This window comes from Roseibium sp. JB4-4, from assembly GCF_055693425.1.
Map to the genome: position 1 here is coordinate 4810228 of NZ_CM146333.1, position 24737 is coordinate 4834964.

Sequence of the window (24737 nt, forward strand, 5' to 3'; positions counted from 1 at the left end):
ATGACCTGCTGAATTTGCGTAAATGCTCTTTCTAGCTGAAGGCTTTCAAGTTTTAAATAAATTTCTGAAACATTTCTTTTAAGTATTATGAATTTTGCTATTAATTTATTATAAAAGATGAAATTTTGATTATTTCACACGTATTTTGTATTTTTGACGTCTTCTGTTTTGTTAATTTTACTTGGAAATTTCGTTCAGAATTGAACTTGCGTATTTACCTTTTCTAAAGTTAATGAAACGTGGGCTATTTATAAGGGTAAAAAAACTGTAAACGGTGGGAGTGCAAGTCTAGTTAAAACCGCCAATGTGCAGAGTGCCCAGGAATGAACGAGATCGTGCGGATCGCCCCAGCCAACGTCTCCAACAACGCAAACGAAGATGTAGCAGATGGACTTCTGGTTGTTACACGTCCAGACGCGCAGCAGAGCATCGTCACGTTTCTTGCGTCCGGCCAACTGGTTGATTTCAGGCAAATCCTGAGCGAAGACATTTCCTTCATCAGGATCGATGGCGACCTGCAGATGATTTTCCCTGATGGAGGAACCGTCCTCATCCAGAATTTCTTCGAGGGTGACGTCAATTCACAAATCGCCTTGGTGGGAGAAGGCGAGACGCTCTCTATCGATGAATTCACGGCGATCGCCAATCTTCAGCTTGCCGACGAGATCCAGACTGCATCGGGTGAAACAACCAATCTTGCAACGGCTTTGGGCGGGCCGCAGGGAAGCGGCCAGGCCTTTGAAGACGTCTCGATTGGGGATCTTGGCGACGGCTTGAGAGTTGCCGACCTTTTGACGGGTGAACCGCCGGAAAGCGATGGCGCGGGCGCGGACGAGCTTTTAACCGGCGATGGGCCGGAAAGCGATGGCGGCAGCGCGGACGACCAGACACCGGATTTGCCGAATTCGGCTCCGGTCATTGGCAGTGCAGTTGAAGTCTCGCTCGACGAGGCAAATCTGGCCGACGGAACGGATGCCAACGGAGCCGATGATCTTCCCCTGACGGCCTCTGGCGATTTGGGTCTCAGTTTCGGCCAGAACGCGGGAACGATCAACGAGATCAGTCTCTTATTCGATCAGGGCAATCTCCCGGCAGATTTGACGTCTGACGGCGTGCCCTTGGAACTGAGCTTCTCGCAGAACCCGGCTTCCCCTGGCGGTGAGTTCGTGACCGCGACAAAGACCGATGGCTCGGGCGCAATTGTCTTCACTGTCGAACTCATCATCACCGGCGATGCTCAAGATTTCGGCGGAGCCTACGAAATCATCCTTTATGACAACCTTGATCATGACGGTGCGAACCAGGGTACCAGTCTGCCTTTGCCATTCGGCTTCACCGCCACCGATGTAAATGGCGATTCAGCAAGCTCCACACTGACGGTGAGTGTAGATGACGATACGCCAGTGATCGCGGGGAATATCCTTGGGGTGGTGACCGAGGAGGCTGATGCGGGCACGGACGCGTTTACCACTGCAACGGTGACCGGTTCGCTTGGTATCAACTGGGGAGCGGACAGTTGGGACGAAGGCCAGGGTACGGTCTCCGATGGCATTGACCGTCAGGTCGGCCTCAACGTCACCGGCGGTGTTGCGGTGGTTACGGCCGGCGGCACGGCTTTGACGTCCAACGGGGAAGCGGTTCTTGTCGTTATCACCGGCACGAATACGGACGGTTCGGTCACATCCATCGAGGGCCGCACCGCTGGTGACCGTCTTGTGTTCAGCCTTAGCCTTGATGATGGCTCTTCGGCTTCTGACGAAGGCAGCTACAGCTTCACCCTGCATGACAATGTGGACCACCTTGATCACACCGGCTCTGGCGGTGAGGACGAAAGCGACGCTCTGACACTCAGCGCCGACTTCACCGCGACTGACAGCGACGGCGACAGCGTGACCGGCAGTTTCGCCGTCGTCATCAACGATGATGTGCCTGATCCGCAGCTCGTACTTCTGGACTCGACCCCGTCACGTCGTGATCCTAGCCCAGGTACCGTTCGCGTCGATGAGACGTCCGACGGTGAGCAGCACAGCGACAATGTGTTCGATGAGACCACAGGGGAATACGATCAGGATGTGATCGATCTTTTCGCCAACGTGCTCACCAGTGCTGGTGGTGTTGGCTCCGACGACGACCTTCTTCCATTCGGTCCCATCTATGCACGGGACACCGTGATTGATGTGGACGCATCGCTCGATGCCGGTGCCGACGCGCCGATCCAGGATCAGTCGCTTGAATTGGTGCTGGTGGATGCCGCAGGTGCCGATTCAACGGGCCCGGTTTCGTCCGGCCTCTACACAACGGGTGAAGCAGACACCGGCCCAGGAGAGGAGATCTTCCTCTTTGTAGAGGGGGATCTGATCGTTGGCCGGTATGATGAAATTGGCGCTACTGCGGACGCAAACGACCCAGCCGCTTTTGCCATAGCCATTGAAGATGATGGCAGCATCAGCATTGCCCTGTATGTGTCGCTTTGGCACGACGATCCCGACAGCTCTGATGAAGACATCGCGATTGGCAACGACAGCACGGTTAATCCAGGTTCGGTTTGGGCCCAGCTCACGGTAACCGACGCTGACGGGGATACCGTTTCAACACGCGAAGACATCAGCGACCGGATTACCTTCGACGATGACGGGCCCGATCCCATTGAACCCAACCCCTTCGATCCTGTTGAAGTTAATGAAGCAGATAGTCTGGAGACCATAGTCAGCGGGCAGCTCCAGTTTGATCCAGGTGCCGATGGCGCAGTCGTAACCAACGCCGCAGTGTTCTCGGATGATGATGGCTTCGTCATCCGCGACGACATATTTCTTTCCAGCTTTCCGTTGATTGAAGAGACTGACTATTTAACGGTCGGCGGCGAACGGGTAACCACCGACGTAAGTACGAACACTGCCACCGGGGTGATAACAATCATCGGTAAGACGGAGACCTCACTGCAAAACGTCTTCGAAGTCGTCGTTCGGCCGGACGGTAGTTATGATTTCACGCAACTGGCGGCTTTCGACCACCCCGATCCGGGGACAGGCGACAATGATCCCATTGATCTGTACTTGGACTTCACTGTCACCGATGGCGACGGAGATGTTGAAGGAGATCTGACGGATCCGCTAGGGAGCGAATTTTATGAGATCATCCGCATCACCGACGACGGACCGGAGCTGACAGACGTCGCGGTGACGGCGACAGTGGATGAGGCGGGTGCACCCGTCATATTCGACGACCCCGCGGTGACCAGCGCGGACGGTTTCGGCGCGTCCGTCGCCGTTTTTGAAAACTTTTTGCTGGTAGGGTCGCCGCGCGATGAGCGCAATGGTAGAGATTTCGGCGACGTCCATCTTTTCAATCTGGCCACCGGCGACCTTGTCCACACATTCGACGGCGCCGGTTTCAGCCGTGGAAGTTTCTTTGGTGGACCGCAGTTCGGCGTTTCTGTCGACATGGAAGAAAACCTTATCCTTGTCGGCGCTCCTTTTGATGCCCAGGGCGGGCCCCGTCAGGGCGAAGCTCACTTGTTTGACGCAACGACAGGCGACCTGATCACGAGCTACGATGCGCCGTTGTTCAACGGGGTGTTCCGTCCCGGAGAAGCTCTGTTTGGCTCCGATGTGGCCATATCGGGTAATCTGCTGCTGATTGGCGCCGTCGGGGTTCCTGACGGGGGGACAAGAGGCGGGCAAGCATATCTTTTCGATGCCAGCAATCCGAGCAACCCGGACCCGTCAATTTTCATCAGAAACCCGAACCCTTCGAGAGAAGACCGGTTCGGCGATGCGGTTGACATCGACGGCGATTTCCTCGTCGTCTCCGCCCCGAGCAACGGCACATCCGTGGGCGAGGTGCACCTGTTCGATACCGCAGGCAACTTCATCCTGTCCTTCACTGACCCTAGCCCGAACAGTCTGGACTTTTTCGGGTCCGATGTCGCGATCCAGGGCAATCTCGTGGTGGTCGGCGCGCGAGGGGACGACACGACCGCGCTAAATGGTGGCCAAGCCTATCTGTATTCCTTTGATGAAACGACCGGTACGTCCCAGCTGCTTCATACTTTCGATGACCCTGAACCCGTCCAGGCCGGCTTTTTTGGGTTTTCCGTCGCCATCGACGGCAACCAGGTCGTTATCGGCGCGTCGGCCCGCGACGCGGGTGGAAATGAAGGCGGCCGCAGCTATGTTTTCGACGCAACGACGGGAGACCTGATCCAAACGCTGGAGGACCCGACGCCGTCCTCATTCGGCAGAGATGACATGGGTGCTTCGGTTTCAATCGAGGGCAACACCATCGCCGTTGGTGCGCCGGGAGACGCAACGCAGGGTTCGGATGTCGGCCAGGTCTATGTGTTCCAGGCAGGCACAGGATCCTTCATCGCCACGCTCGATCTCGCGTCTACCGTCGATTTCGGCGTCGACGGCGGCGGTTTCTCGCTCCAGACGTTTGCAGCGCAGGACTTCGGTTTACTGACTGCCGGCGGCACTCAGGTGCGCATCGTCTCGGACGGCACAACCATCAGCGGCTTCGTCGACGACGGTACGACCGATCCGGATAACGGCGCACTCGACGATGATGACACAATCCTCTTCACCCTGACGCTCGACGGAACAGACGCCGTTTTCACTTTGCTCCAGCAGTTCGACCACGGCACCGACGACCCGATCGCGCTTGAGTTGGGCCAGTTCATTGATGCCTCCGACGGCGATGGCGACGCAGTCACGCTGACCGGCCTGGTGACGGTAAATGTCGCCGACGACGTGCCGGAAATCGTTGCGACCCTCGTTGAAGACGGCGTCATCAACGCGGATGTCCTGCTGACATCCAGCGCGGAGGATAACAGTATCAGCGGTTCGCTCGGCATCGATTTCGGTGCCGACGACGGCAACAATGGCAGCAATGGAACGGGTGACCGCTCGGCAACCTTCACCGACACAACGACCGCTGAGAACAATGTGACGGTGACCGACGGTACAGGTACCGGCACTACCCTCACGTCGAATGGCGCCTCGGTAAGTTTTGACTTCGTGAACGGCACCCTTGTGGGCTACACCGGCGCCGATCCGGACGCCAATCAGGTCTTCACCGTGTCGCTCGACGACACGACGGTCGAATACACATTTACGTTGCTGGCCAATCTCGACACACTGGCGGTCCCAAGCGCCGCGGCCAATGAGATCAACCTGACATTCAACATCACGGCGACAGACGGCGACGGCGACAGCGCCACGGGCGAGTTTTCCGTAACCGTGACGCATACCGGGCTGGTGCGGGTGTTCGACGGCACGACGAACGCCCTGAAAGCGACTTACACCACGATCCAGGACGCCATCGACAATGTCGGCACCTTAGACGGCGACACGATCCTGCTTGGGCCCGGCACCTACGATGAAGACGTCACCGTCGACAAGGATTTGACGATCCTTGGCGCTAATGAAGACGTTTCCGGAGACGATGCGTCGCGCGGCACGGAAAGCGTGGTCACCGGCTCTTTCACCTTTGACACAGGCTCACAAGACAGCACGATCGATGGTGTACATATCCTGCAGGATGCATTGGCAGGTACGACGCCCGGCATTTACGTCGTGGCGGACGATATCACCATCACCAATATGCTGATCGAGCGCACGGGCGGTTTCGGCAATGCGCGCGGCGTGCTTAACGAAATAGGCGATGCAGACGGGCTGGACGTCAGCAATTCAAAGATTTCAGGCTTCACGACCGGCATCTTTCTCAATCCGGGCTCGAATGCAACGATCACTGACAACGTTCTGCAAGATAACTTTGTCGGCCTGGCAAATGACGGTGCCGATGCTGATGCTATTTCCGGTAACAGCTTCATGGACAATCAACTTGAGCAGATCGGCATCGGCGTTGAGACTTCTGGCGCAACGGATGTCAGCGCAATCGTCAGCGCCACCAACACCTTTACTGGCGACGTGCCGGAGGTCAGCATCTACGATAACAGCGCCGGTAATGACGATATCACCGGAACGGGGTTCAACGACCAGGTTACTCTTGGCGCTGGTGATGACACGATCGGCACCGGTGCCGGCGACGACACGATCTTCTGGACGGTTGGCGATGGCCACGACATTGTCGATGGTGGCACCGACATAGACACCTTTGATGTCACCGGCGAAGCGTCCGCCGATGAGACCTTCTTCATCGAGACGGTAACCGACTACAACACCCGGACCGGCCTTGGCGGCTTGCTCGATGCCGACACGGAGATCGTGGTGTCGCTCGGCCTATCCGGGCCGACCGGCGCTTCGACCGTCATCGCCGAGCTCGACGGCATTGAAGATATTGACGTCAATGGCCTTGGCGGTGCCGACAACTTTGTTGTGTCCGGCGATTTCACCGGCACTGATCTCGATCCGACGACGATCACGTTCGATGGCGGCGGCGATGGCGATACCGTCGATGCGTCCGAAATGACGAGCAGCCACAGTGTCGTGTTCAATGGCAATGGCGGCGGTGATATCTTCCAATCCGGTGCTGGTGACGATTTCTTCGATGGAGGCGAAGGCTCCGACAGCATCTCCCTGACCGGCGATGCAGCGGACTATGTCCTGACCATAAATGCCGACGGAACAATCACGATCAAGGATACAATCGACAGCCGTGACGGCGCCGACACGATCACGGACAGCGTTGAGGTCATCAATTTCGATGATGTGATGATCACCCTGACAACGCCTGACAGTGACACTTTTCAGAGTTATCTAGACGCGCTTGAGGCGGCGATTGGTAGTGGGGGGCTTCGTCCGATTATGTGCGTGTTCTCGAAAGTGGTTTCGATTTACTCGTTCAATTCAATACAGCTGGTACCGGCTTGGATGCCGATTTTGCGACCGCATACACCTTGGCGGACGCAGCCGACCCGGCCATCGTGGAGTTCGCCACCCTTGGCTTCTCATCTGGAGGCCAGACCTACACGATCGACGATGCCGGTCTGTTGGTGACAGTCTCCGACCCGATCATTCTCGATCTTGACGGCGATGGCACTGAGCTTCTCGCCGGCCCGGTGGTCTTCGATATTGATGCTGATGGAACGGCTGAGACCATCGGCTGGGTTGGCCCCGATGACGGCATGTTGGTGGTCGATCTTGACGGATCCGGGGCCATTGAAAACGGATCGGAAGTGTTCTCCGAAGTTTTCAACGATGGTTCTTTCGCGGACTCTCTGGAAGCGCTGGCCTCGCTCGATGACAATGGTGACGGCATGATCGACACTCAGGATGCCGCATTCAGCGACATCAAAGTCTGGCAAGATGCCAACTCCGACGGGTTCAGCCAGGCGGGTGAACTCCAGAGCCTGTTCGAACACGGGATCTCTTCGATCGATCTCAACGCAGGCAAGGTCGACCGGGCCGTTGACGGCAATACAGTCTTTGCGGTAGGCACCTACACCAAGGTGGACGGTTCTGAGGGCGTTTACACCGGCGTGAGCTTCGGCGCTGCAAACGATGACACCGCCGACACCGAAGCCGATACTAACCGCCAGTCCGCGGCCATCGCGGCCGGGGTTGCGATGGTGCTCTATGCAGCGACTGCGGAGGAGGTCGCCGCAGGCCTTGCTTCCGTCGATATCAAGGGCGATACGTCCATCGGCAGTGTCGACATCAGCGAAGACTTCACGGTAACCTACACACCGGCTGACGGATATGACGGCAAGGCTGCAGTCGAACTGGAGCTGGTCTTTGCGAACGGCACCACCGTGACGCGCTCGATCGAACTGGATGTCCTGTCGGACGAAACGCCTCTGACGACCTCTACCGTTTCCAGCAGCGCGGAAGCGCCCGGAACGGTGGTTAACGGCGCGGACGCGTCCGGCGATGACGGTGGCACACCTGAAGCTACGGTAACGGTGACTGTCGCCGGATCTGTCATCACAGGGGACGATGGCGGCAACATCCTGGTTGGCTCCAACGGCGACGACATTCTCATCGGTGGTCTCGGGTCCGACACGCTGACCGGAGGTGCAGGCGCCGACACATTCGTGCTCAACTCCCTGGCCGAAGCCGACATCATCACCGATTACTCCTTCGGAGAAGGCGACAAGCTCGACCTTGGCCAACTTCTCGCCAACGCTTTCGGTTCAGCGGCCGATGCGGCTGAATACATCCGAGCCCAGCGCGGTGAGAACGGTGAGCTTCGCGTTGAAGTCGGCAAAGAAGGCGATCACGCCTGGCAGGAAGCCGCGACGCTCCAGGATCACGCATCGATTGGCGACACGATCCGGGTGGTGCTTGACACCGAGGGCACCGAAGCAAACATTGCCGTCAACGCGGCCTGAGCCGAGAGCGCTCAAGGCGTTGCAAAAAAGGCAGCTTCAGCCCTGCGGCCTGCGAAACCAGCGGATTTGGTCGCCAGATCATCCAGATAGCCTCCGCAAGACTTTAGTTTCTGCAGAAACGAGATGAAACTGGGTAGGTCGGTATGAGTAGCCGGGGCTGTCCATTTCAGCGTTCGACTTTCGCAAGGTGTACCCTGGTCTTGCTGAGTTTCTGACACGAATCTCAGGCTGCTCTTTCGTTAAAAGTCGAAAACTATCCCTATTTGGATAAGCCAGAGCAGGTTTACCGCTTAGGGAATGCTGACGTCGATTCTCGCACCACTCAACGAAGTAGATCTTTGTCATGTCATTTTCCGTTGGCGAATTGGCATCAGGTCAGCTAAGTCGGCTTACCGCATCAAGCCTTGCGATACCGGGTTCTTGAAAGTCGCTCCGCAAAGATTTGCCGACTTCGGTTCAAGCCTGAATATGACAGCATTCAAGGAGCTAGCCATCAGCTTCCAGCTGCGCTCGCGATTAGTTTCCGGGCCGCGCGCATGCCGGCAATCACCTGGTTCTGGCCGCGCACAAGTTCTGTGCGCGAAAATCCTTGCAGGTCAACGGGCCGCTTCGCGATCTTCGTTGCTTCTTCCAGAGCAGGCAGCGGCGGGATTGTGAGGGCCGGATCGTGGCGGAAGCGTGCGCTTCTGTTGAAGTTGAGCGGTACCAGAATACGCGCCAGCTCCTGGATTACGGTATTTGCCGTATCTTCGGAAACTCTGCCCTGATCAACACGAGCGTAAAAGCGGTCCAGATCTTCGGCAAGGGTGGTGGCGGCGACGCTGCAAGCTGACAGATCGAAAGCGTTCCCCGCCTGCTGCTGATAGTCGTCAATCGTTGCCTGGAACTCGCGGGCTGTTGCCCGCCAGTCCATTGGCAGCACTGATGCATTTGCATTTCTGAAGACTGCAAGAAGATAGACTTTGATGTCCCGCAGAAGGATGTCTTTGTCGGCAATTTCCAGCGTGTCGTTTTCCGTATGCCAGGCGATGTTCATACCGCAGCCGCCAACTGCATAGTAGCCGAGCTCCTCCCTGTGAGCGTCTGTCATTGCGGACGACAACATCAAGTAACTGGAGAGGCCAATGTCATTGAACGAGTAGTCGCCTGCCCGGTGCGGCCGCTCGGATTGAAGTTCCTTGCCGGCAACTTCTCTGATGACCTGGGCCAGGAAGTCATGGGCTTCAGACATGACCGATACATGGATGAATTCCGTCGCCCACCGGCAACCGGGACTGTCGCAGTTCACCTGGGCGACGCAGTTCTCATCAAGATCGAGCGCGAATGTATCGGAGTACCAGGTCGATCCCGCGTATCTGCCAGTCGAATGGCCGGGCCACCAGCAGATTTTCACCGAGCGCCGGAGTTTGTCGCGGTTGGCCCAAAGTACACGGGCTATCTCAAGCATGGTCGCATCGCCGGTTGCATTGTCCCCCACGCCCACATCCCAACTGTCCAGGTGACCGTGCAACAACACATATTTTTCCGGTTCTTCCGTGCCTCTGATGGTGATTTCGGGCAGCTTGGAGCGGAACCAGCCTTCCTCCATCTCCGTTATGATTGTGGCGCTCTTGCCGGCCTGCGCCATCTCGATGAGTGTTTTGCCGCTTTCCAAGTTGACGGCGGCAGCCGGAATACGCGGCTTGCGGTCCAGATCAGCCGTCCCGGGAATTCCCCAGATCGTGGTGCAGATACCCCAGTGAATGTCGGCCCCGGGGTTGATGGCGATTACGCCGACCGCACCGCAGGCCTCCATCAGAGAAATGATGGCCGGGCTTGCGAAACCTTCGGTCAGGACAATTTTGCCGCGCACCCGTGCTTCCATGTCGGGGCCTGCTTCAAGCTGGCTCTCGAACGCGTCTTCCTCGTCCATGTTCGTGGTGCCGGGAATATAGACAAGGTCCCCCGTGAACCCGTCCCTTGCATCGGCGCTGAAGGCAGGCGGCTTGGCGCGGAATATCTGGCCGTCCGCTTCAACCCGGGCCTGTCCCGGCAGGCTCAAAAAGAGGTCCGGTTCGTGGACCCTGACTTCAACACCATGTGCTTTCAGCCGGGAGACAACTTCGTCCATACCTCTGTTCACATCATCAGGATGTTCGCGTTTGAAGGTCGAAAAACTTTCAACCAGTGCCCAGGGTTCATCGATGGTGACTTGGTCAAGCAGTTTGGTCTCGGCGGCATTCATGGGAGGTTCCAGTGTTTTACTCATTGAAACAATGTAGCGTAGAATAAAACACTAGCAGCAATTCGCTGTGCGCCGCAACCCGTGCATTCAACGGAATGCGGCATGCGTGAATTGGGGGCGCGTCTTGCTGGAATTGAAAAAACTGTCAGCTAAGGGTCAGGCGTTTTGAGATCTCGTCCGCGGCCTCGACAACTTTTTCGATGTAGCTTGCCCGCCGCACTTCATCCAGGCGGGCTGATGCGCCGGCGACCGAGATGCCCGCGATGATTTCGCCGGCCGTGTTCTGGATCGGTGCGGCGACGGAAAAGGCGCCGTCGTCCAGGTCGTTGATCGCCACATTGTAGCGGTTCGAGCGAATGAGCAGGAGAGCTTCGCGCAACCGCTCCGGGTCTGTGATCGTATGGGGGCTGAACCGCTCGAGCGGACCCTCGAGTACACGATCGCGAATACTGGGTTCTGCATAGGCCAAAAGCACCATGGACGCACCACCTGCATGCAGGGGGCCGCGCCGTCCGGTTTGTGCGAAAAGACGAATGCTATGAAGGCCCTCACGGGTTGCGATTGCGACCGATGCGGTTCCTTCTCGTGCAACCAGGTTTACATTTTCACCCGTTTCGTCCCTCAGGGTATCCATAACAGGACGCGCCACCTGCAACAAAGCGCCTTTGCGTCCAACGCGTTCGCCAAGCAGCGCGATGCGGTAGCCAAGCGAATAGATTGCTCGCTCCTCGTCACGCTGAACGTAACCGTCTTCTTCCAGGGTCTGGAGCAGCCGGAACGCGATGGATTTGGTTACGCCAAGCTTTTCTGCGAGAGCTGTCGTGCCAATGCCGGGATTGTCACCCAAGGCTTCCAGAACTCTAAGCGCGCGGGCCACTGCATCTATTCGGTAAGACTTCCGTCCGGCTGCATCAGTTGCTGTCGGTCCTGCCATTTTCTTCTCTGCACTCTATTGATTTTAATTTTCGATGTGTTTTACTGATTGAAGTATATCAAAAATGTTTCACTGAATAAAACAAAATATGCATGCAAAGACGTCAGTGGTGATCATTTTTTATGCAGATGGGTGGTGAGGGCAGGTGGTCAGTCACGCGCGCCGGGAGGACCGGCGGTGGTTTCGCCCAAAATGAAACGGCCTGAACGCTCTTGCGTCCAGGCTCAGGAACAGGAGAGCGACTTGAAGACATTTCTCAAAATTGCCGTCGGGAGTGTGCTGGGCGCATCGCTTTATGCGACATCCGTTGCCGCGCAGGACCCGATCCGCACGATTCACCTGTTGTCGCGGCCTCAGGCGGCTCAACCTGCCGAGTTTCAGGCGATCCAGCTGATCGCACAGGAGTGGCGCAAGCTGGGTCTCGATGTGGAGATTGACGTCATGCCCTGGTCGCAGATGGCCGACACGGTCTGGTACAACCGGAATGACTGGGATGTGACGGCCTGGCAGATGACGGGGCGACCCGAGCGTTCTGACCCGGATGAGATCATCTACAACCTCTTTCATTCTTCGACTGCCGAAAAGGGTTATAACTTCATCGGTTATAACAACCCAGAATACGACAAACTGGTAGAAGAGCAGCGGATCACGGTCGATCCTGAGAAGCGTCAAGCGCTTGTTCTCGAGGCGCAGAAGATGCTCGACGCCGATCAGCCGAATATGATGCTCGTGCATCCGCAGCAGGCTTTCGCCTTTGACAAGAACGTGTTTGACCCGGCGTCCGTTGTCGACCAATCTGGAATTGGCATTCGCAGCTACTGGACGTGGTTGTCGTTGGCGCCGACCGGCGAGCAGAAAGACGTCATCGTCAACAGCTCAGACAATGTGATTGCCGTAAACCCACTTTATATTTCGGGTGTCACCGACAATTGGCTGACCGAACTCATCTATGACCGCCTGTTCCGTGTCGGACCGGATGGCTTGCCCACGCCCTGGGCGGCCGAAAGTTATGAATGGCGCGGCGACACCACCATTGCAGTTACACTGCGCGATGGCCTGAAGTTCCATGATGGCCAGCCGGTCACAGCTGAAGACGTGGTGTTCTCCTATCAGGCGACCACAGGTGGCGAAGCGCCCATGTACGCTCCGTTTGGTCAGAATGTGACCAACATCGAGGTCGAAGGCGACAATACTGTCGTTTTCACCCTGGCGACGCCGTCAGCCTCGTTCCTGACTTCCAGCCTTGCCAAGATCAACATCATCCCGAAACATGTCTGGGAACCGATCCTCACAGACTTGTCTGCCAAGGAAGAGAACGCGGAATCCTATCAGGAAGACACACCGATCGGGTCAGGCGCCTTCAAGTTCGTGCGCTGGCTGCCAAATGAAGAGATTGTGCTTGAGGCCAATGCCGATCACTTTAACGCACCCAAGGCCGAACGCTTTATCTTGCGGATCGTTCCGAATGCAGAGGCCGCTCTCGGCATGCTTCGCTCAGGCGAATTGAACTTCCTCACCGACTTTCAGGGGGATCCGCAGGTTCTCATCACGGCGGCTGAGGAAGACGGCGACCTTGAAGTGGTTTCGACCGTTGATATCGGTTTCCGGTATGTGGCCTTCAATCTTCGCCGCCCCCCGTTTGACGACCCTGCGTTCCGCCGGGCCCTGTCCAGCGCCGTGGACCGCCGTCTGATTGTCAATGCCGCTTTCAAGAAGTTCGCGGTGCCGTCGAACTCAGTCGTTTCCCCGGCGCTTGAATACTGGCATGCCGCTGATGTTGTCGATGGCTTCAAGGCCGGTTCGGATGTCGCCAAGGGTATTCTTGAAGAAGCAGGTTACGGCGGTATCGGAGACCGCCTGACCTATCCGGAAGGCGTTTCGGAAACACTTGCGAAGTAACGCGTTGACATAAGCAGCGCGCGGCCCGCTTGAAAAGTGCCGCGCGCTATCTTCCAAAAAGTCTTGGACATTTTCTTGCTGCTTTTGCCGGTGGCCTTTCGGGACGTGCGATGAATTCACTTAAGCCTCTGCTCATCAGAACGTTGCAACTGGCGCTGGTCCTTTGGGCTGTGGTGACCATCCTGTTCCTGATGTTCCGCTTGATGCCGGGCAGTCCGCTGGCCGCCTATATCGACCCTACATTTACTGAGGAGCAGCAACAGGCGCTCATCCGCCAATTCGGTCTCGATAAGCCATTGTGGCAACAGTATTTCGCATATCTGGGAAACCTGCTTCAGGGCGAACTCGGGTATTCTTTCCGGTATCGCGCACCTGTTGCGGAACGTATCTGGCTGCTGCTGCCCAACACGCTTGTGCTGACTTTTTCCTCCCTGATCGTGGCATATGCTTTTGGCATTCTGGCAGGAGCCTGGCTGGCGTGGCGGAGAGGTTCCCGAGTGGAAGTTGCTGCCTTGCCTGCCGTGCTTGCGACCCGGGCTATGCCGGAATTCTGGCTCGGCATGGTCCTGCTGGCGATTTTCTCGTTCTCGCTCGGGTGGTTCCCCGCGGGCGGGACGAGATCTGCCGGTACCGACTACAGCAGCCTCTGGGCGCTTTACACATCGGCGGATTTTCTGTCTCACCTGATTTTGCCCATGCTGACACTGGCAATTTACTCCCAGGGGCTGCCGCTGCTTTTGATGCGTTCCAATATGCTGGATGTGATGAAAGAGGATTTCGTCACCATGGCGAAGGTCAAGGGTCTGTCGCCCTCTGCCGTGGTCATACGTCACGGAGCTCGCAATGCGCTGTTACCGGTGATCACGTCCTTTGCCATCGCTGTCGGATATCAGCTTCAGGGCAACGTGGTCGTCGAAAGCGTGTTTTCCTGGCCTGGCCTGGGCCGTGAACTGGTCGCCGCCGTTCTGGCTTCCGACTACCCGCTGGCTCAGGGTGCTTTCCTGATGATTGCCATCGTGGTCATAGCCATGAACCTCATTGCGGATCTGCTCTATACATTTCTTGATCCAAGGATTTCCCATGCCTGAAACGGCGGTACAGAAACACGAAAGCGGCATCGCCCGTATCTTTGCCGCAATTCGGTTGCCTGTCGGCGATCCTTTCGCACTGGCCGGACTGGTGATCTATGCGGTCTTTGTCGTGACAGCAATATGCGCACCATATATCGCGCCATATGACCCTTCAGAAATCCTCTATACCGCTGATTACGACCTCGCATCCGATCTGTTTCCCGGCGCTGAAGGCCACATCCTGGGAACGACCTCGCTTGGCCGTGACATCTTCTCCCAGATTGTGTGGGGCGCACGTTCTGCCTTGCTGGTTGGCTTCACCGCTGCGTTCATGGTGGCCTTTATCGGTTCCATTGTCGGCTTGCTGGCCGGTTATTTTGGCGGATGGGTCGATGCCGTTCTGATGCGCCTTGCCGACGTCGCGTTCGGCATTCCGTTTCTCCCGTTTGTCATCGTGATTTCCGCCTTCTCCGAGCCTTCCATCTGGAACACGGTTATCGCCATGGGGCTTGTCCTTTGGCGCGACACGGGCAGGGTGATCCGTTCGCAAGTGCTTTCGCTGCGCTCGCGCGGTTACGTGGAGGCTGCGCGGGTCGTCGGATCGTCGGACCTGAAAATCATTCTGCGTCACATCACACCCAATATTCTGCCCCTTTCCTTTCTCTACGGCTCGATCGCGATCGGCTGGGCGATCCTGACGGAAGCATCGATCAGCTTTTTGGGTTTCGGTGATCCGGACGCCATCAGTTGGGGCTTCATGCTGCAGGATGCTTTTGCAAGCCAGGCGCTCGCCCGGCAGGCCTATTACTGGTTCATACCTCCTGGCCTTGCCATCATTTTGGTGGTGAGTGCCGGTTTCTTCATTTCGCGCGGATATGAAAATCTGCTGTTTCCAAAGCTGGGGCGCTGACATGACCGGACCACTTTTGTCGGTCAGAGATGTGACCATTGCCTATGAAGTCGGAACGCTCGACATCGTTGCCGTCAGCAAGGCCCGCTTCGATGTGCCTCAGGGCTCCATTGTTGGGCTGGTTGGTGAGTCCGGTTGTGGCAAAACCACGATGGCGCGTGCACTAACCCGGGTGATTGCGGACAACGCCCGGATCGCTGATGGGCAGCTGCAGTTCGATGGTCAGGACATCGTCTCCCTGTCCGAACGGGATATGAACGCGCTGCGCTGGCGCGATATCGCTTTTATTCCTCAATCGGCAATGAACTCGCTCGATCCTGTTTACCGGGTCGAATATCAGATTATGGAAGTTCTGCGAGACCGCGGAGGTATGAGCAAATCCGCAGCGCGTAAGCGTGCGTTTGAACTCTTCGAAATGGTGGGGATCGATCCGGGGCGCTTGCGCGATTTTCCTCACCAGTTTTCCGGCGGCATGCGCCAGCGTGTGGCAATCGCGCTTGCCTTGGCCCTTCAGCCGAGACTGGTGGTCGCAGACGAGCCGGTCACCGCGCTTGACGTCATCATCCAACGCCAAATCCTGGACCAGTTGCGCAATCTGCAGCGGGAGCTTGGTCTGTCCGTCATTCTAGTTACGCACGATATATCTGTGGTGGCGTATATATGTGACCGCACGGTGGTGATGTATGCCGGAAAGGTTGTCGAGGATTGCGATACCGCGACCCTTCTGAGTGAACCGCTTCATCCATATACAATGGGTCTCAAAAACGCGTTTCCCGATCTCCAATCGGCGGGAAGCGGCGTACTGACCCCTATTGCCGGCAGCCCTCCGGATCTTGCCAGCCCGCCATCGGGGTGCCGATTTGCAGCCAGGTGCCCCTTTGCCCTCGATCAGTGCCGGACAGACGAGCCGCCGCTGATCGAGGGAGCTCCAGGCCATTTCGTTGCCTGTCACCGCGTCTCCGAGGCTCCAGCTTTGCGGGAAGACGCCAAGATGCCTGCTACCTGGGGGACGGCGGCATGAGTGAAACCATCATCGAACTGAGCAACGCCCAATTGCACTACAAGATTGGCAATGCGGTTTCCGCCATGATGGGCCTGTCGACGACGGTCAAAGCAGTCGACGGTGTGACCTTTTCCCTCAAGAAAGGCGAAAGTGTCGGCCTGTTGGGTGAGTCGGGATGCGGCAAGACGTCCATGGGCCGGATCCTGGTGCGGCTTGAAGAAGTAACCGGCGGGTCCGCGCGGTTTGAAGGGGAAGAAATCAGGGATCTGAAAGGTGCCGACCTGCAACGGTTCCGCAGCCGTTCGCAAATGATTTTTCAAAATCCCTTCGATGCAGTGAACCCGCGTTATTCCATCCGCAAAACGCTTGAAGAGCCTCTTGCCAATGCCAAGGTCGAACGCGACTCTTGGCACCAGTGTGTGGTCGATGCTCTGGCCCTCGTGGGGCTTGGTGATCCCGAGCAATTCCTGGAAAGGTTTCCCCATCAGCTTTCGGGAGGGCAGCTTCAGCGGGTCGTCATGGCGCGTGCCCTGATCCTGGAGCCTGATTTTGTCGTCGCTGACGAACCGGTTTCAATGCTCGATGTTTCGGTGCGTGCGGGTGTTTTGAATGTCTTTCGCGACGTGCGCGACCGTCTGGGTCTGACGGCTATCTATATCAGCCACGATCTTGCCCTGGTGCGCTACGTGTGTGAGCGCACCATCGTCATGTATCTTGGAAAGATCATGGAGGATGGCCCAACGGAGGACATCGTCCACACGCCCTTGCACCCTTACACCCAGGCTTTGGTGGCGGCGGTGCCCACACCCAAGGTGGACCAGAGCCATGATCCCCTGCCTATCGGCAGCGGAGCCCCCGATCCGCGTAACCCGCCTTCCGGCTGTGTCTTTCGTGATCGTTGCCCGAAGGCCCAATCCCGGTGCGCCAGCGAAGTTCCCACGCCGCGCCGAATAGATACGCGCCTTGTCGCCTGCCATTTCGTGAGCCCGTGATGCAAGCAGCCTATTACACCCAGACAGGTGATGCGGCTGAGGTTCTTCAGCTTGGAAATCGCCCGGTGCCTTCGCCCGGCGAGGGAAATGTACGCGTGCGCGTCATGGCGTCGGGAATAAATCCTGCAGACACCAAAAGGCGCGCTGGATGGAACGCCTCTTCCATGGCTCATCCTTTGATCATTCCGCATTCGGACGGTGCGGGTGTGGTTGAAGCTGTTGGGGAAGGTGTTTCTTCCCAAAGGATCGGAGAGCGGGTCTGGCTTTGGAATGCGCAGGGCGGCTACGGCGAAGCGGGGCGCGCTTTCGGGACGGCCGCTGAGTATGTGGTCCTGCCATCACCGCAGGCCGTTCGGTTGCCCGATGATACGGGCTTCGAAACCGGAGCGTGCCTGGGTGTTCCGGCATTGACGGCCTGGTTGGCGTTGCTGGGTGCCGGAGGCTTAGCTGGAAAGACGGTTCTTATACAGGGGGCCGCTGGCGCCGTCGGTCAGATCTGTGTCCAGATCGCGGTGACGCATGGCGCTAAGGTCATCGGCACGGTGAGCTCAGAAGATGGAGCGGCCGCGGTAGCCGCATTCGGTGACGTCGTGGTGATCGACCGGCATCGACAGGAGGTTCCGGCAGAAGTGGTCCGTGAAACGGCCGGTGCAGGCGCTGATCTCATTGTGGAAGTGGACCTGGCTGCCAATCTTGAAATTGATGCCGCCTGCCTAGCGTCCCACGGAGCCATTGCCAGTTATTCCTGCAGTTCAAACCCGGCGCCGGTGCTGCCCTATTATGCCTTTGCCGGGCTTGGTGCGCAGATCCGTTTCATTCAGGGCTTCCGGCTCACGGCCGGTCAGCGGACCGAAGCCGAAGCCACCATCACAAGAATGCTTTCCGAGGGCACATTGTCGCCCAGCATCGGCGCAACTCATCCACTGTCTGAAATAGGTGCCGCGCACGCCCGCGTCGAAGCCGGCGGACTGGGGCAGACGGTGCTCACACTTCCCGCTCTGACTGGAGTTGATCATGAATAAGCAAACGCGCGTGATTGAACAGGCGCTCTGCGATCCTGTCTCGCTTGAGATCATTCGCGGCGCGATCGCCGCCGCCCAATCTGAAATGGAAGCGCTTATAGAACGCACCGCCATCTCGGCGTTTATCCGGGAAAAGAAGGACTTCTACACCGCGTTGTTCGACGGAAACGGCACCATGGCGGTGGGGTCGATGGTTCCCATTTTCGGGGATATGACACGCCCCGTTCTTGAAAAGTTTCCCATGGAAACCATGCAGGAAGGCGATGTCTACTGGTACAACGATTGCTACGGTTCCTACGGCGCGATTTCCCATTCCAACGATCAGGTTTTGCTCGCTCCGGTTTTTCGCGACGGCAAGGTGCGGGCCTTTGTGATGAGCTGGGCGCATTTCGCCGATATCGGCGGACTGCGTCCGGGGTCCATTAGCCCCGATGCGACGGATATTTTTCAGGAAGGGATCATGATCCCGGTGACCAAAATGATCGAAGCGGGCAGGGTCAATCAGGCCGTCCTCGACATCTTTCACCGCAATTCCAGATATCCCGATCAAAGCATTGGCGACATGCGTGCCCTGATGGCTTCTGTCGAGCTGGGTGTGCGCAGGGTGGGTGAAATTCTGGACCGGTTCGGACCGGCCATCATGGAAGATGCGCTTGCGCAGCTCTTGCAGCGTACCCGGAAGCTTGTGCGCGGAAAGCTGGCTGAAAGCTTTGACTACGGTACGCATAGCTTTACCGATGCGATTGATACGGACGGGCACGGAAACGGGCCGTTTCATATGCGGTTTTCGCTCACCCGTGCCAAAGGCGAGGACGGAGACGACGTTTACAGCTTCGATGCCCGCGAGAGCGACGATCAGGCGCCGGGGCCAATCAACTACCTGATGAACAAGGGCGTTCCTGGTATGGCGCTCGGTCTCTTCTATCTAGGGGGAGATCCCAGCCAGGTTTGCAATGCGGGCGGGCCGAATGCTCTGGACGAGGTGCTGTTTCGAAAGGGCAGTTTTTTGCAGCCGGAGTACCCGGCTCCGCTTGGGCTGCGCGGTCTCACCGCCATGCGGATGATTTCCGCCATGTGCGGGCTCTTGAATGCCGGGGAAGGCGAGGCACCGGCTGCGAACTCCGCCTATGTGGTCAACATCATGCGCGGCAAGTACCGGACAGTGGAAGGCAGGCTCGAACCCTATCTCCTGGCAGACGGGATCGGCGTTGGCTATGGCGCGCGCTCTACGGCCGATGGGATCGATGCCGTCTACTTTGTCGCCCAGGAGAACTACCCGGTCGAATTTCTAGAAGCCGGTTACCCGGTCACGATGCGGGTATACGGGATCGCAACGGATTCCGGCGGCGCAGGACGTTATCGGGGCGGTTGCGGAATTGTCCGGGAATATGAAATCCTCGCAGAGGAAACCATGGTGGCGATCCGTATCGACAGCGTCAAAAACCCGCCCTGGGGTATCCATGGCGGCAAATCGGGACGGCACGGTGTTGCGGTTGTCAATCCGGGAACCGAGGCGGAAATCCGCCTCGATCCGCTCTCCGACGGCAACATGCTGAAAAGGGGAGATATCTTGCGCATACAAACCGGGGGAGGGGGTGGTTACGGCCACCCGTATGACCGCCCGGCAGAAGAGGTGCTGCGCGACGTCCTCGGAGGTTTCGTCACCCAGGAAGCAGCAATAGGCGAATATGGTGTTATGATCGAGGAAGGTGAACTCGACCATTTGGCGACGCAGGCGCTACGCAATGATCGTCCGGAAGTCCGGCGTTTTCACCGTCAGGAGTATGTCGATGCCTTCGTTTGACGCGACACTGGATCCATCCTACGCCGTTGCGGTCGATATCGGCGGCACGTTTACCGATATCTCGTTGCTGGATCGCAATTCCGGCTCCATTTGGCGGGCGAAAACGCCGTCGGTCCCTTCCGATCCTTCCCAAGCCTTTATGACCGGGGTCCGGAGTGTGATGGAGGATGCCGGCATCAGCGCGAAGGACCTGTCCCGCGTACTTCATGGCACGACCGTTGCCACCAATATGATCCTTGAAGACAAGGGAGCCAGAACCGCGCTTGTGACGACACGCGGTTTCCGGCATGTGCTTGAGATCGGACGCCAGGATATCCCGCGCCATGCAAATCTCTTCACCTGGGTCAAACCTGCACGCCCGGTTCCGGCGGATAGAATTCATGAGATTGCGGAGCGGATCGGAACCGGCGGAAAGGTTCTTGAACCGCTTGACGAAGGCAGCGCGCAGCAGGTCGTTGACGCCCTGAAAACCCAGAATGTGGAAGCGGTTGCCGTTTGTCTGCTGCATGCCTACGCCAACCCGGTCCACGAAATCCGCGTGGCTGAAATTCTTAGAAATGCGCTTCCGGGCGTTGCCGTGACCTGTTCGACGGACGTTCTGCCGGTTGTCCGTGAGTTCGAACGATCTTTGGCAACTGTTTTGAATGCGAACGTCATGCCCGGCGTCTCCAGCTACATCTCCCGCTTGCAGGAACGATTGGACGATGCCGAAGCTGCGTCACCCTTGTTGTTAATGCAATCCAATGGCGGCGTGGCGGGAACCGAAGCAATCCGGGTCGCGCCGGCGTTGACCGCATTGTCCGGTCCTGCCGCCGGTGTTGTAGGCGCCGTTGATGCGGCTGCTGCCTGCGGTATTCACGACATAATCACCGTCGACATCGGCGGCACATCCGCCGATATCTGCCTCATACGGGATGGTGCCATTGCACTGACCCAGCAAGGCAAGGTCGGAGAATGGCCGCTGTCACTGCCCATGGTGGATATGGTCACGATTGGTGCAGGCGGTGGCTCAATTGCGGAGGTTACCAATGACACGCTTGCCGTCGGGCCGCATTCTGCAGGCGCGCGCCCGGGTCCGGCTGCCTATGGACAGGGCGGCCGACAGGCAACGGTCACTGATGCCCATGTAACGCTGGGCAACCTGCCACACGCTTTGCTTGGTGGCTCGATGTCACTTGATGTGGAGTCGGCCCGGCGAGTTGTCAGTGACAATGTCGCCAAGCCTCTAGGGCTCAACGATGAAGAGGCTGCACAGGGTATTCTTGCGATTATGAACAATAATATGATCGGCGCGGTACGGACCGTGTCGGTCGAACGCGGTCATGACCCGCGCGAATTTACGTTGGTTCCCTTTGGCGGAGCAGGGCCTTTGCATGGCTGCGCACTTGCTGAGCTTCTGGGCATTTCGCATGTGATGGTTCCTCCCGCGCCCGGACTGCTTTGTGCAGCCGGGTTGCTGGCGGCAGACATGAAAGCGGAGTTCACACGCGCGCTGCCCATGCCCGGACAGACGGATCAGGATGTTGGCGATGCGATTGTCAGTGAGCTGACATCCAAGGCTGAGGAATGGCTGGATACCGAAGGCGTCCCTACTGAGGAAAGGGTGTTGCAGGCCCGCGCACTTTTGCGGTTTCACGGACAAGGTGGTGAAATTGCTGTTGACTGGGGCCTGTCCGCGCCAGAAACGGAAGAGAACTTCAGAGCTGCACATGAAGCGCTCTATGGCTTTGTGCTCGACGCTCCGATTGAGCTGGTGACGCTCCGCGTGGAAGCACTGGGTCGCACCGAACCCATCAGAGTGCCGGCGCTTGACCCGGCAACCAAACCTGACCCGCTTCAAACTCAAATGGTCCATTGGCCTGACGGGACGCTGGAAACGCCGATTTATGACCGGGCTGCCCTTGGCGCTGAAGTTGAAATTTCCGGCCCTGCGATCCTTACACAATTGGATACAACGTCGGTGATCTCGCCAGGCTGGACCGCACAAGTTCACGCCTCAGGTGCTCTTCTGCTGAAGCGGGACACCGCATGAACAAGGCGCTCTTCGATCACATCGATACAAATGCGGACGAGTTCGTGGCGCGCGTGATGGACTATGTCCGCCATCCTTCCATCTCCGCGCATGATATTGGAATTCGTGCGGTCGCCGGCATGCTTGTGAGGCATCTGGAGGGGTTGGGATTTGAAGCCGGTCTTGTAGAGACACCTGGACATCCGTTCGTTCTGGGGCGTTTCGATGTGGATCCGGCGAGGCCGACGGTATTGCTCTATGGCCACTACGACGTGCAACCGCCCGACCCTCTGGAGGCCTGGATAAGCCCTCCGTTCGAGCCGGCATTGCGGGATGGGCGGATCTGGGCGCGCGGCATCGGTGACAACAAGGGGCAGCATTTCGCCCAATTGCTGGCGATCGAAACGCATTTGAAAGTCCATGGCACATTGCCATGCAACGTGATTTTTCTGCTCGAGGGAGAAGAGGAAATCGGTTCGCCGCAAATCGCGAACTTCGTGAAGCAAAACGCAGACCGGCTTCAAGCAGATCTCGTGGTTACATCCGATGGCCCGCTGCATGAAAGCGGTCAGCCGGTCATCACGTTCGGAGTGCGTGGAGTTGCGTCCTTCGATCTGCTGGCAAAAGGCGCTTCGCGTGACGTGCATTCTGGCAACTTCGGCGGAGTGGTGCCCAACCCGATCTGGACGCTGGTGCAGCTTCTTGCAACCATGAAAGACGCGGACGGAAACATCACTGTTGAAGGAATAACCGAGCCGGTTATTCCGGCGACCAATCTGGAACGGGAGGTTGTTTCCCGGCTTCCCGACGATGAAACCGCCGTGAAGGCGGACCTTGCCATCGATGAGCTGGACGGGCCGAGAGACCGGCCCTACTGGGACAGGTTGATGTTCCACCCCACTTTAACGATCAACGGGATCAGCGGCGGGTATAACGGCCCCGGCAGCAAAACGGTTCTCCCGAACCAGGCGATCGCCAAATGCGATATCCGACTCGTTGAGCCGCTGACGCCCGACTATGTGTTCGAACGGGTGGAGGCGCATGTGGCGCGTTTTGCCCCGGAGGTCGAAGTTATCCGCCACAATGGAATGCTGCCTTCCAAAACGCCGCTGACCAGCCCGTTCGCCGCGCCGTTGATTGCGGCCGTAAAGGCTGCGCGCAGCGTTGACCCTCTGCTTTATCCGACTGTTGGTGGGTCGTTGCCAGACTATGTCTTCACCAAGATCTTGGATCTTCCAGCCTTCGTGATCCCTTACGCGAACGCCGATGAAGCCAATCATGCCCCGAACGAAAACCTGGAAGTTGTGCGTTTCATCGACGGCATCAAAACAGGTGCAGCAGTGTTGGCCGAACTTGGAAAACTAAGTAAATCCGAGTCGCAAGATTGAACACGCTGCGGTCTTTGGATGGCCGATGTGTAGTTTAGAAATTTGGCTTCACGCAGTAGATTTGTCTGACTGGCGTTTTGCAGTTACGTCTGCGAAACGCAGACGGTGTTGTTTTCCAGTCATTTGCTGAGTGCGGCGCAAGCCTAAGACCATTGCCTTGGGTAGATCTTCCATGAAAGCCAGTCTTTGCCGTGAATGATCAATTGGTCACGTATTCGACCATAGATCATCTGAAAGCGGGTCCGGATCGAACGGTCATTGCCTTAGAAGTGCGACGAACGCGCCAGAGACGAGTGCTCTCGTTTAACAGTCGGTTGTCCTGCTTTTTTCTTGGTTTGAAGCTGCTGTCTTAGCCGCCCAGGTTCAATTTTCAACGTCGAACCCGACCGGTTCCGCTTCATTGTTGATCGCCACACAATTGTGTGCATGCGTGCAAAGTTCTTCCAACCAGCATCCGTTTGTAAGAGAACGTCTTTTTAGTGGATCCCGACTGTTTGAAACGAGCCTGGTCCAATGCGCTTATCACGATTGCAGCAGTGGCAATATGTCCGAAGACGCCGTGTCACTGTCAACGACGATGCGACGGTTGTTTACATAAGGCAACCTGATGGGCCAGAGCCTCCGTATAATCAACGCCACAATTGTCTCAAAACAAATGAAGACGGACAGCCATGGCATTGGCCATGTCTTGGGGCTATGCGGGGAGCGGTTTGAAAATTTGGTTTCCTGCGATCCGGATGAGCTGATTTCAAGCACTATTCCTTCATGCCAGATCGCTTAAAGGATGAGCCTTTGGACTGTGCTATTTAGACCTTTCACGCATTGGATCATCTTGGCTGAATTTGGTAGCGGAGGGCCGCTACCGTCATTGTCCTCGCCCGAGTGAAATGTGCTTCTTCGTGGTTTCAGTTTGCATCTGAGACTGGACAATTTGATCCACTGGGTACTGATAGTTCACGTAAAGCATGACACTAATTAGAAAATACACAACGCCAACGACTTTGATCCACATCCGCCTTGAAAGGACGCCCCAGGAAAAAATGATGCCACATGCAAACAACATGAATATCAGCCACAAGTTAGGCATTTAAAACAAGTTCCTTAGTTCTTTAGCGTCGCGAGTCATTTGGGTTTCTCAGATCTGGCTGAACTGTCTTGGCCGAAGCTGGCAACTCGGGAACACCATCGCG

General features: G+C 57.2%; 13 protein-coding genes. 11 read left to right on the forward strand and 2 right to left on the reverse strand.

The annotated features are described in order from the left end of the window. The first annotated feature begins 323 nt into the window (after positions 1-323). Positions 324-6956, forward strand: a complete 6633-nt coding sequence (locus ACZ1HV_RS22595) for a DUF5801 repeats-in-toxin domain-containing protein (RefSeq protein WP_472716385.1) — start codon at positions 324-326, stop codon at positions 6954-6956. Next, positions 6857-8290 (forward strand): calcium-binding protein, encoded by a 1434-nt coding sequence (locus ACZ1HV_RS22600; RefSeq protein WP_472716386.1) that lies wholly within the window; start codon positions 6857-6859, stop codon positions 8288-8290. The genes ACZ1HV_RS22595 and ACZ1HV_RS22600 overlap by 100 nt, the downstream gene beginning before the upstream one ends. 493 nt (positions 8291-8783) lie before the next feature. On the opposite strand, the gene ACZ1HV_RS22605 is transcribed toward ACZ1HV_RS22600, so the two are convergent. Both ACZ1HV_RS22605 and ACZ1HV_RS22610 read right to left on the reverse strand, forming a co-directional pair. Further along, the gene (locus ACZ1HV_RS22605; RefSeq protein WP_472716387.1) at positions 8784-10514 is read right to left on the reverse strand and encodes a M28 family peptidase; all 1731 of its coding nucleotides are present in this window, start codon (positions 10512-10514) and stop codon (positions 8784-8786) included. A gap of 145 nt (positions 10515-10659) precedes the next feature. After that, a complete protein-coding gene (locus ACZ1HV_RS22610; RefSeq protein WP_298962818.1) occupies positions 10660-11448 on the reverse strand; it encodes an IclR family transcriptional regulator in 789 nt (262 codons plus the stop codon). Between the two features lie 243 nt (positions 11449-11691). Here ACZ1HV_RS22610 and ACZ1HV_RS22615 point away from each other — a divergent pair, with 243 nt between their 5' ends. From ACZ1HV_RS22615 to ACZ1HV_RS22655, 9 genes are all read left to right on the forward strand, one after another. Next, positions 11692-13347 carry an ABC transporter substrate-binding protein gene (locus ACZ1HV_RS22615; protein ID WP_472716388.1) on the forward strand — a complete coding sequence of 552 codons (1656 nt, stop codon included), beginning with the start codon at positions 11692-11694 and terminating at the stop codon, positions 13345-13347. A 110-nt stretch (positions 13348-13457) separates the two neighbouring features. After that, positions 13458-14435 carry an ABC transporter permease gene (locus ACZ1HV_RS22620; RefSeq protein WP_298962813.1) on the forward strand — a complete coding sequence of 326 codons (978 nt, stop codon included), beginning with the start codon at positions 13458-13460 and terminating at the stop codon, positions 14433-14435. Beyond that, entirely contained in the window at positions 14428-15327 is a 900-nt protein-coding gene (locus ACZ1HV_RS22625; RefSeq protein WP_298812672.1) for an ABC transporter permease, read from the forward strand. Before ACZ1HV_RS22620 ends, ACZ1HV_RS22625 begins: the two co-directional genes overlap by 8 nt. A 1-nt stretch (position 15328) precedes the next feature. Then, positions 15329-16348, forward strand: a complete 1020-nt coding sequence (locus ACZ1HV_RS22630; RefSeq protein WP_472716389.1) for an ABC transporter ATP-binding protein — start codon at positions 15329-15331, stop codon at positions 16346-16348. Next, complete coding sequence (locus ACZ1HV_RS22635; RefSeq protein WP_472716390.1) at positions 16345-17322, forward strand: ABC transporter ATP-binding protein; 978 nt, start codon at positions 16345-16347, stop codon at positions 17320-17322. Before ACZ1HV_RS22630 ends, ACZ1HV_RS22635 begins: the two co-directional genes overlap by 4 nt. After that, positions 17322-18344, forward strand: coding sequence for an NADPH:quinone reductase (locus ACZ1HV_RS22640; RefSeq protein ID WP_472716391.1), 1023 nt, complete (start codon positions 17322-17324; stop codon positions 18342-18344). The genes ACZ1HV_RS22635 and ACZ1HV_RS22640 overlap by 1 nt, the downstream gene beginning before the upstream one ends. After that, positions 18337-20148 (forward strand): hydantoinase B/oxoprolinase family protein, encoded by a 1812-nt coding sequence (locus ACZ1HV_RS22645; protein ID WP_472716392.1) that lies wholly within the window; start codon positions 18337-18339, stop codon positions 20146-20148. The genes ACZ1HV_RS22640 and ACZ1HV_RS22645 overlap by 8 nt, the downstream gene beginning before the upstream one ends. Next, positions 20135-22180, forward strand: coding sequence for a hydantoinase/oxoprolinase family protein (locus ACZ1HV_RS22650; protein WP_472716393.1), 2046 nt, complete (start codon positions 20135-20137; stop codon positions 22178-22180). Before ACZ1HV_RS22645 ends, ACZ1HV_RS22650 begins: the two co-directional genes overlap by 14 nt. After that, positions 22177-23547, forward strand: a complete 1371-nt coding sequence (locus ACZ1HV_RS22655; RefSeq protein WP_472716394.1) for a M20/M25/M40 family metallo-hydrolase — start codon at positions 22177-22179, stop codon at positions 23545-23547. The genes ACZ1HV_RS22650 and ACZ1HV_RS22655 overlap by 4 nt, the downstream gene beginning before the upstream one ends. Positions 23548-24737: the final 1190 nt, after the last annotated feature.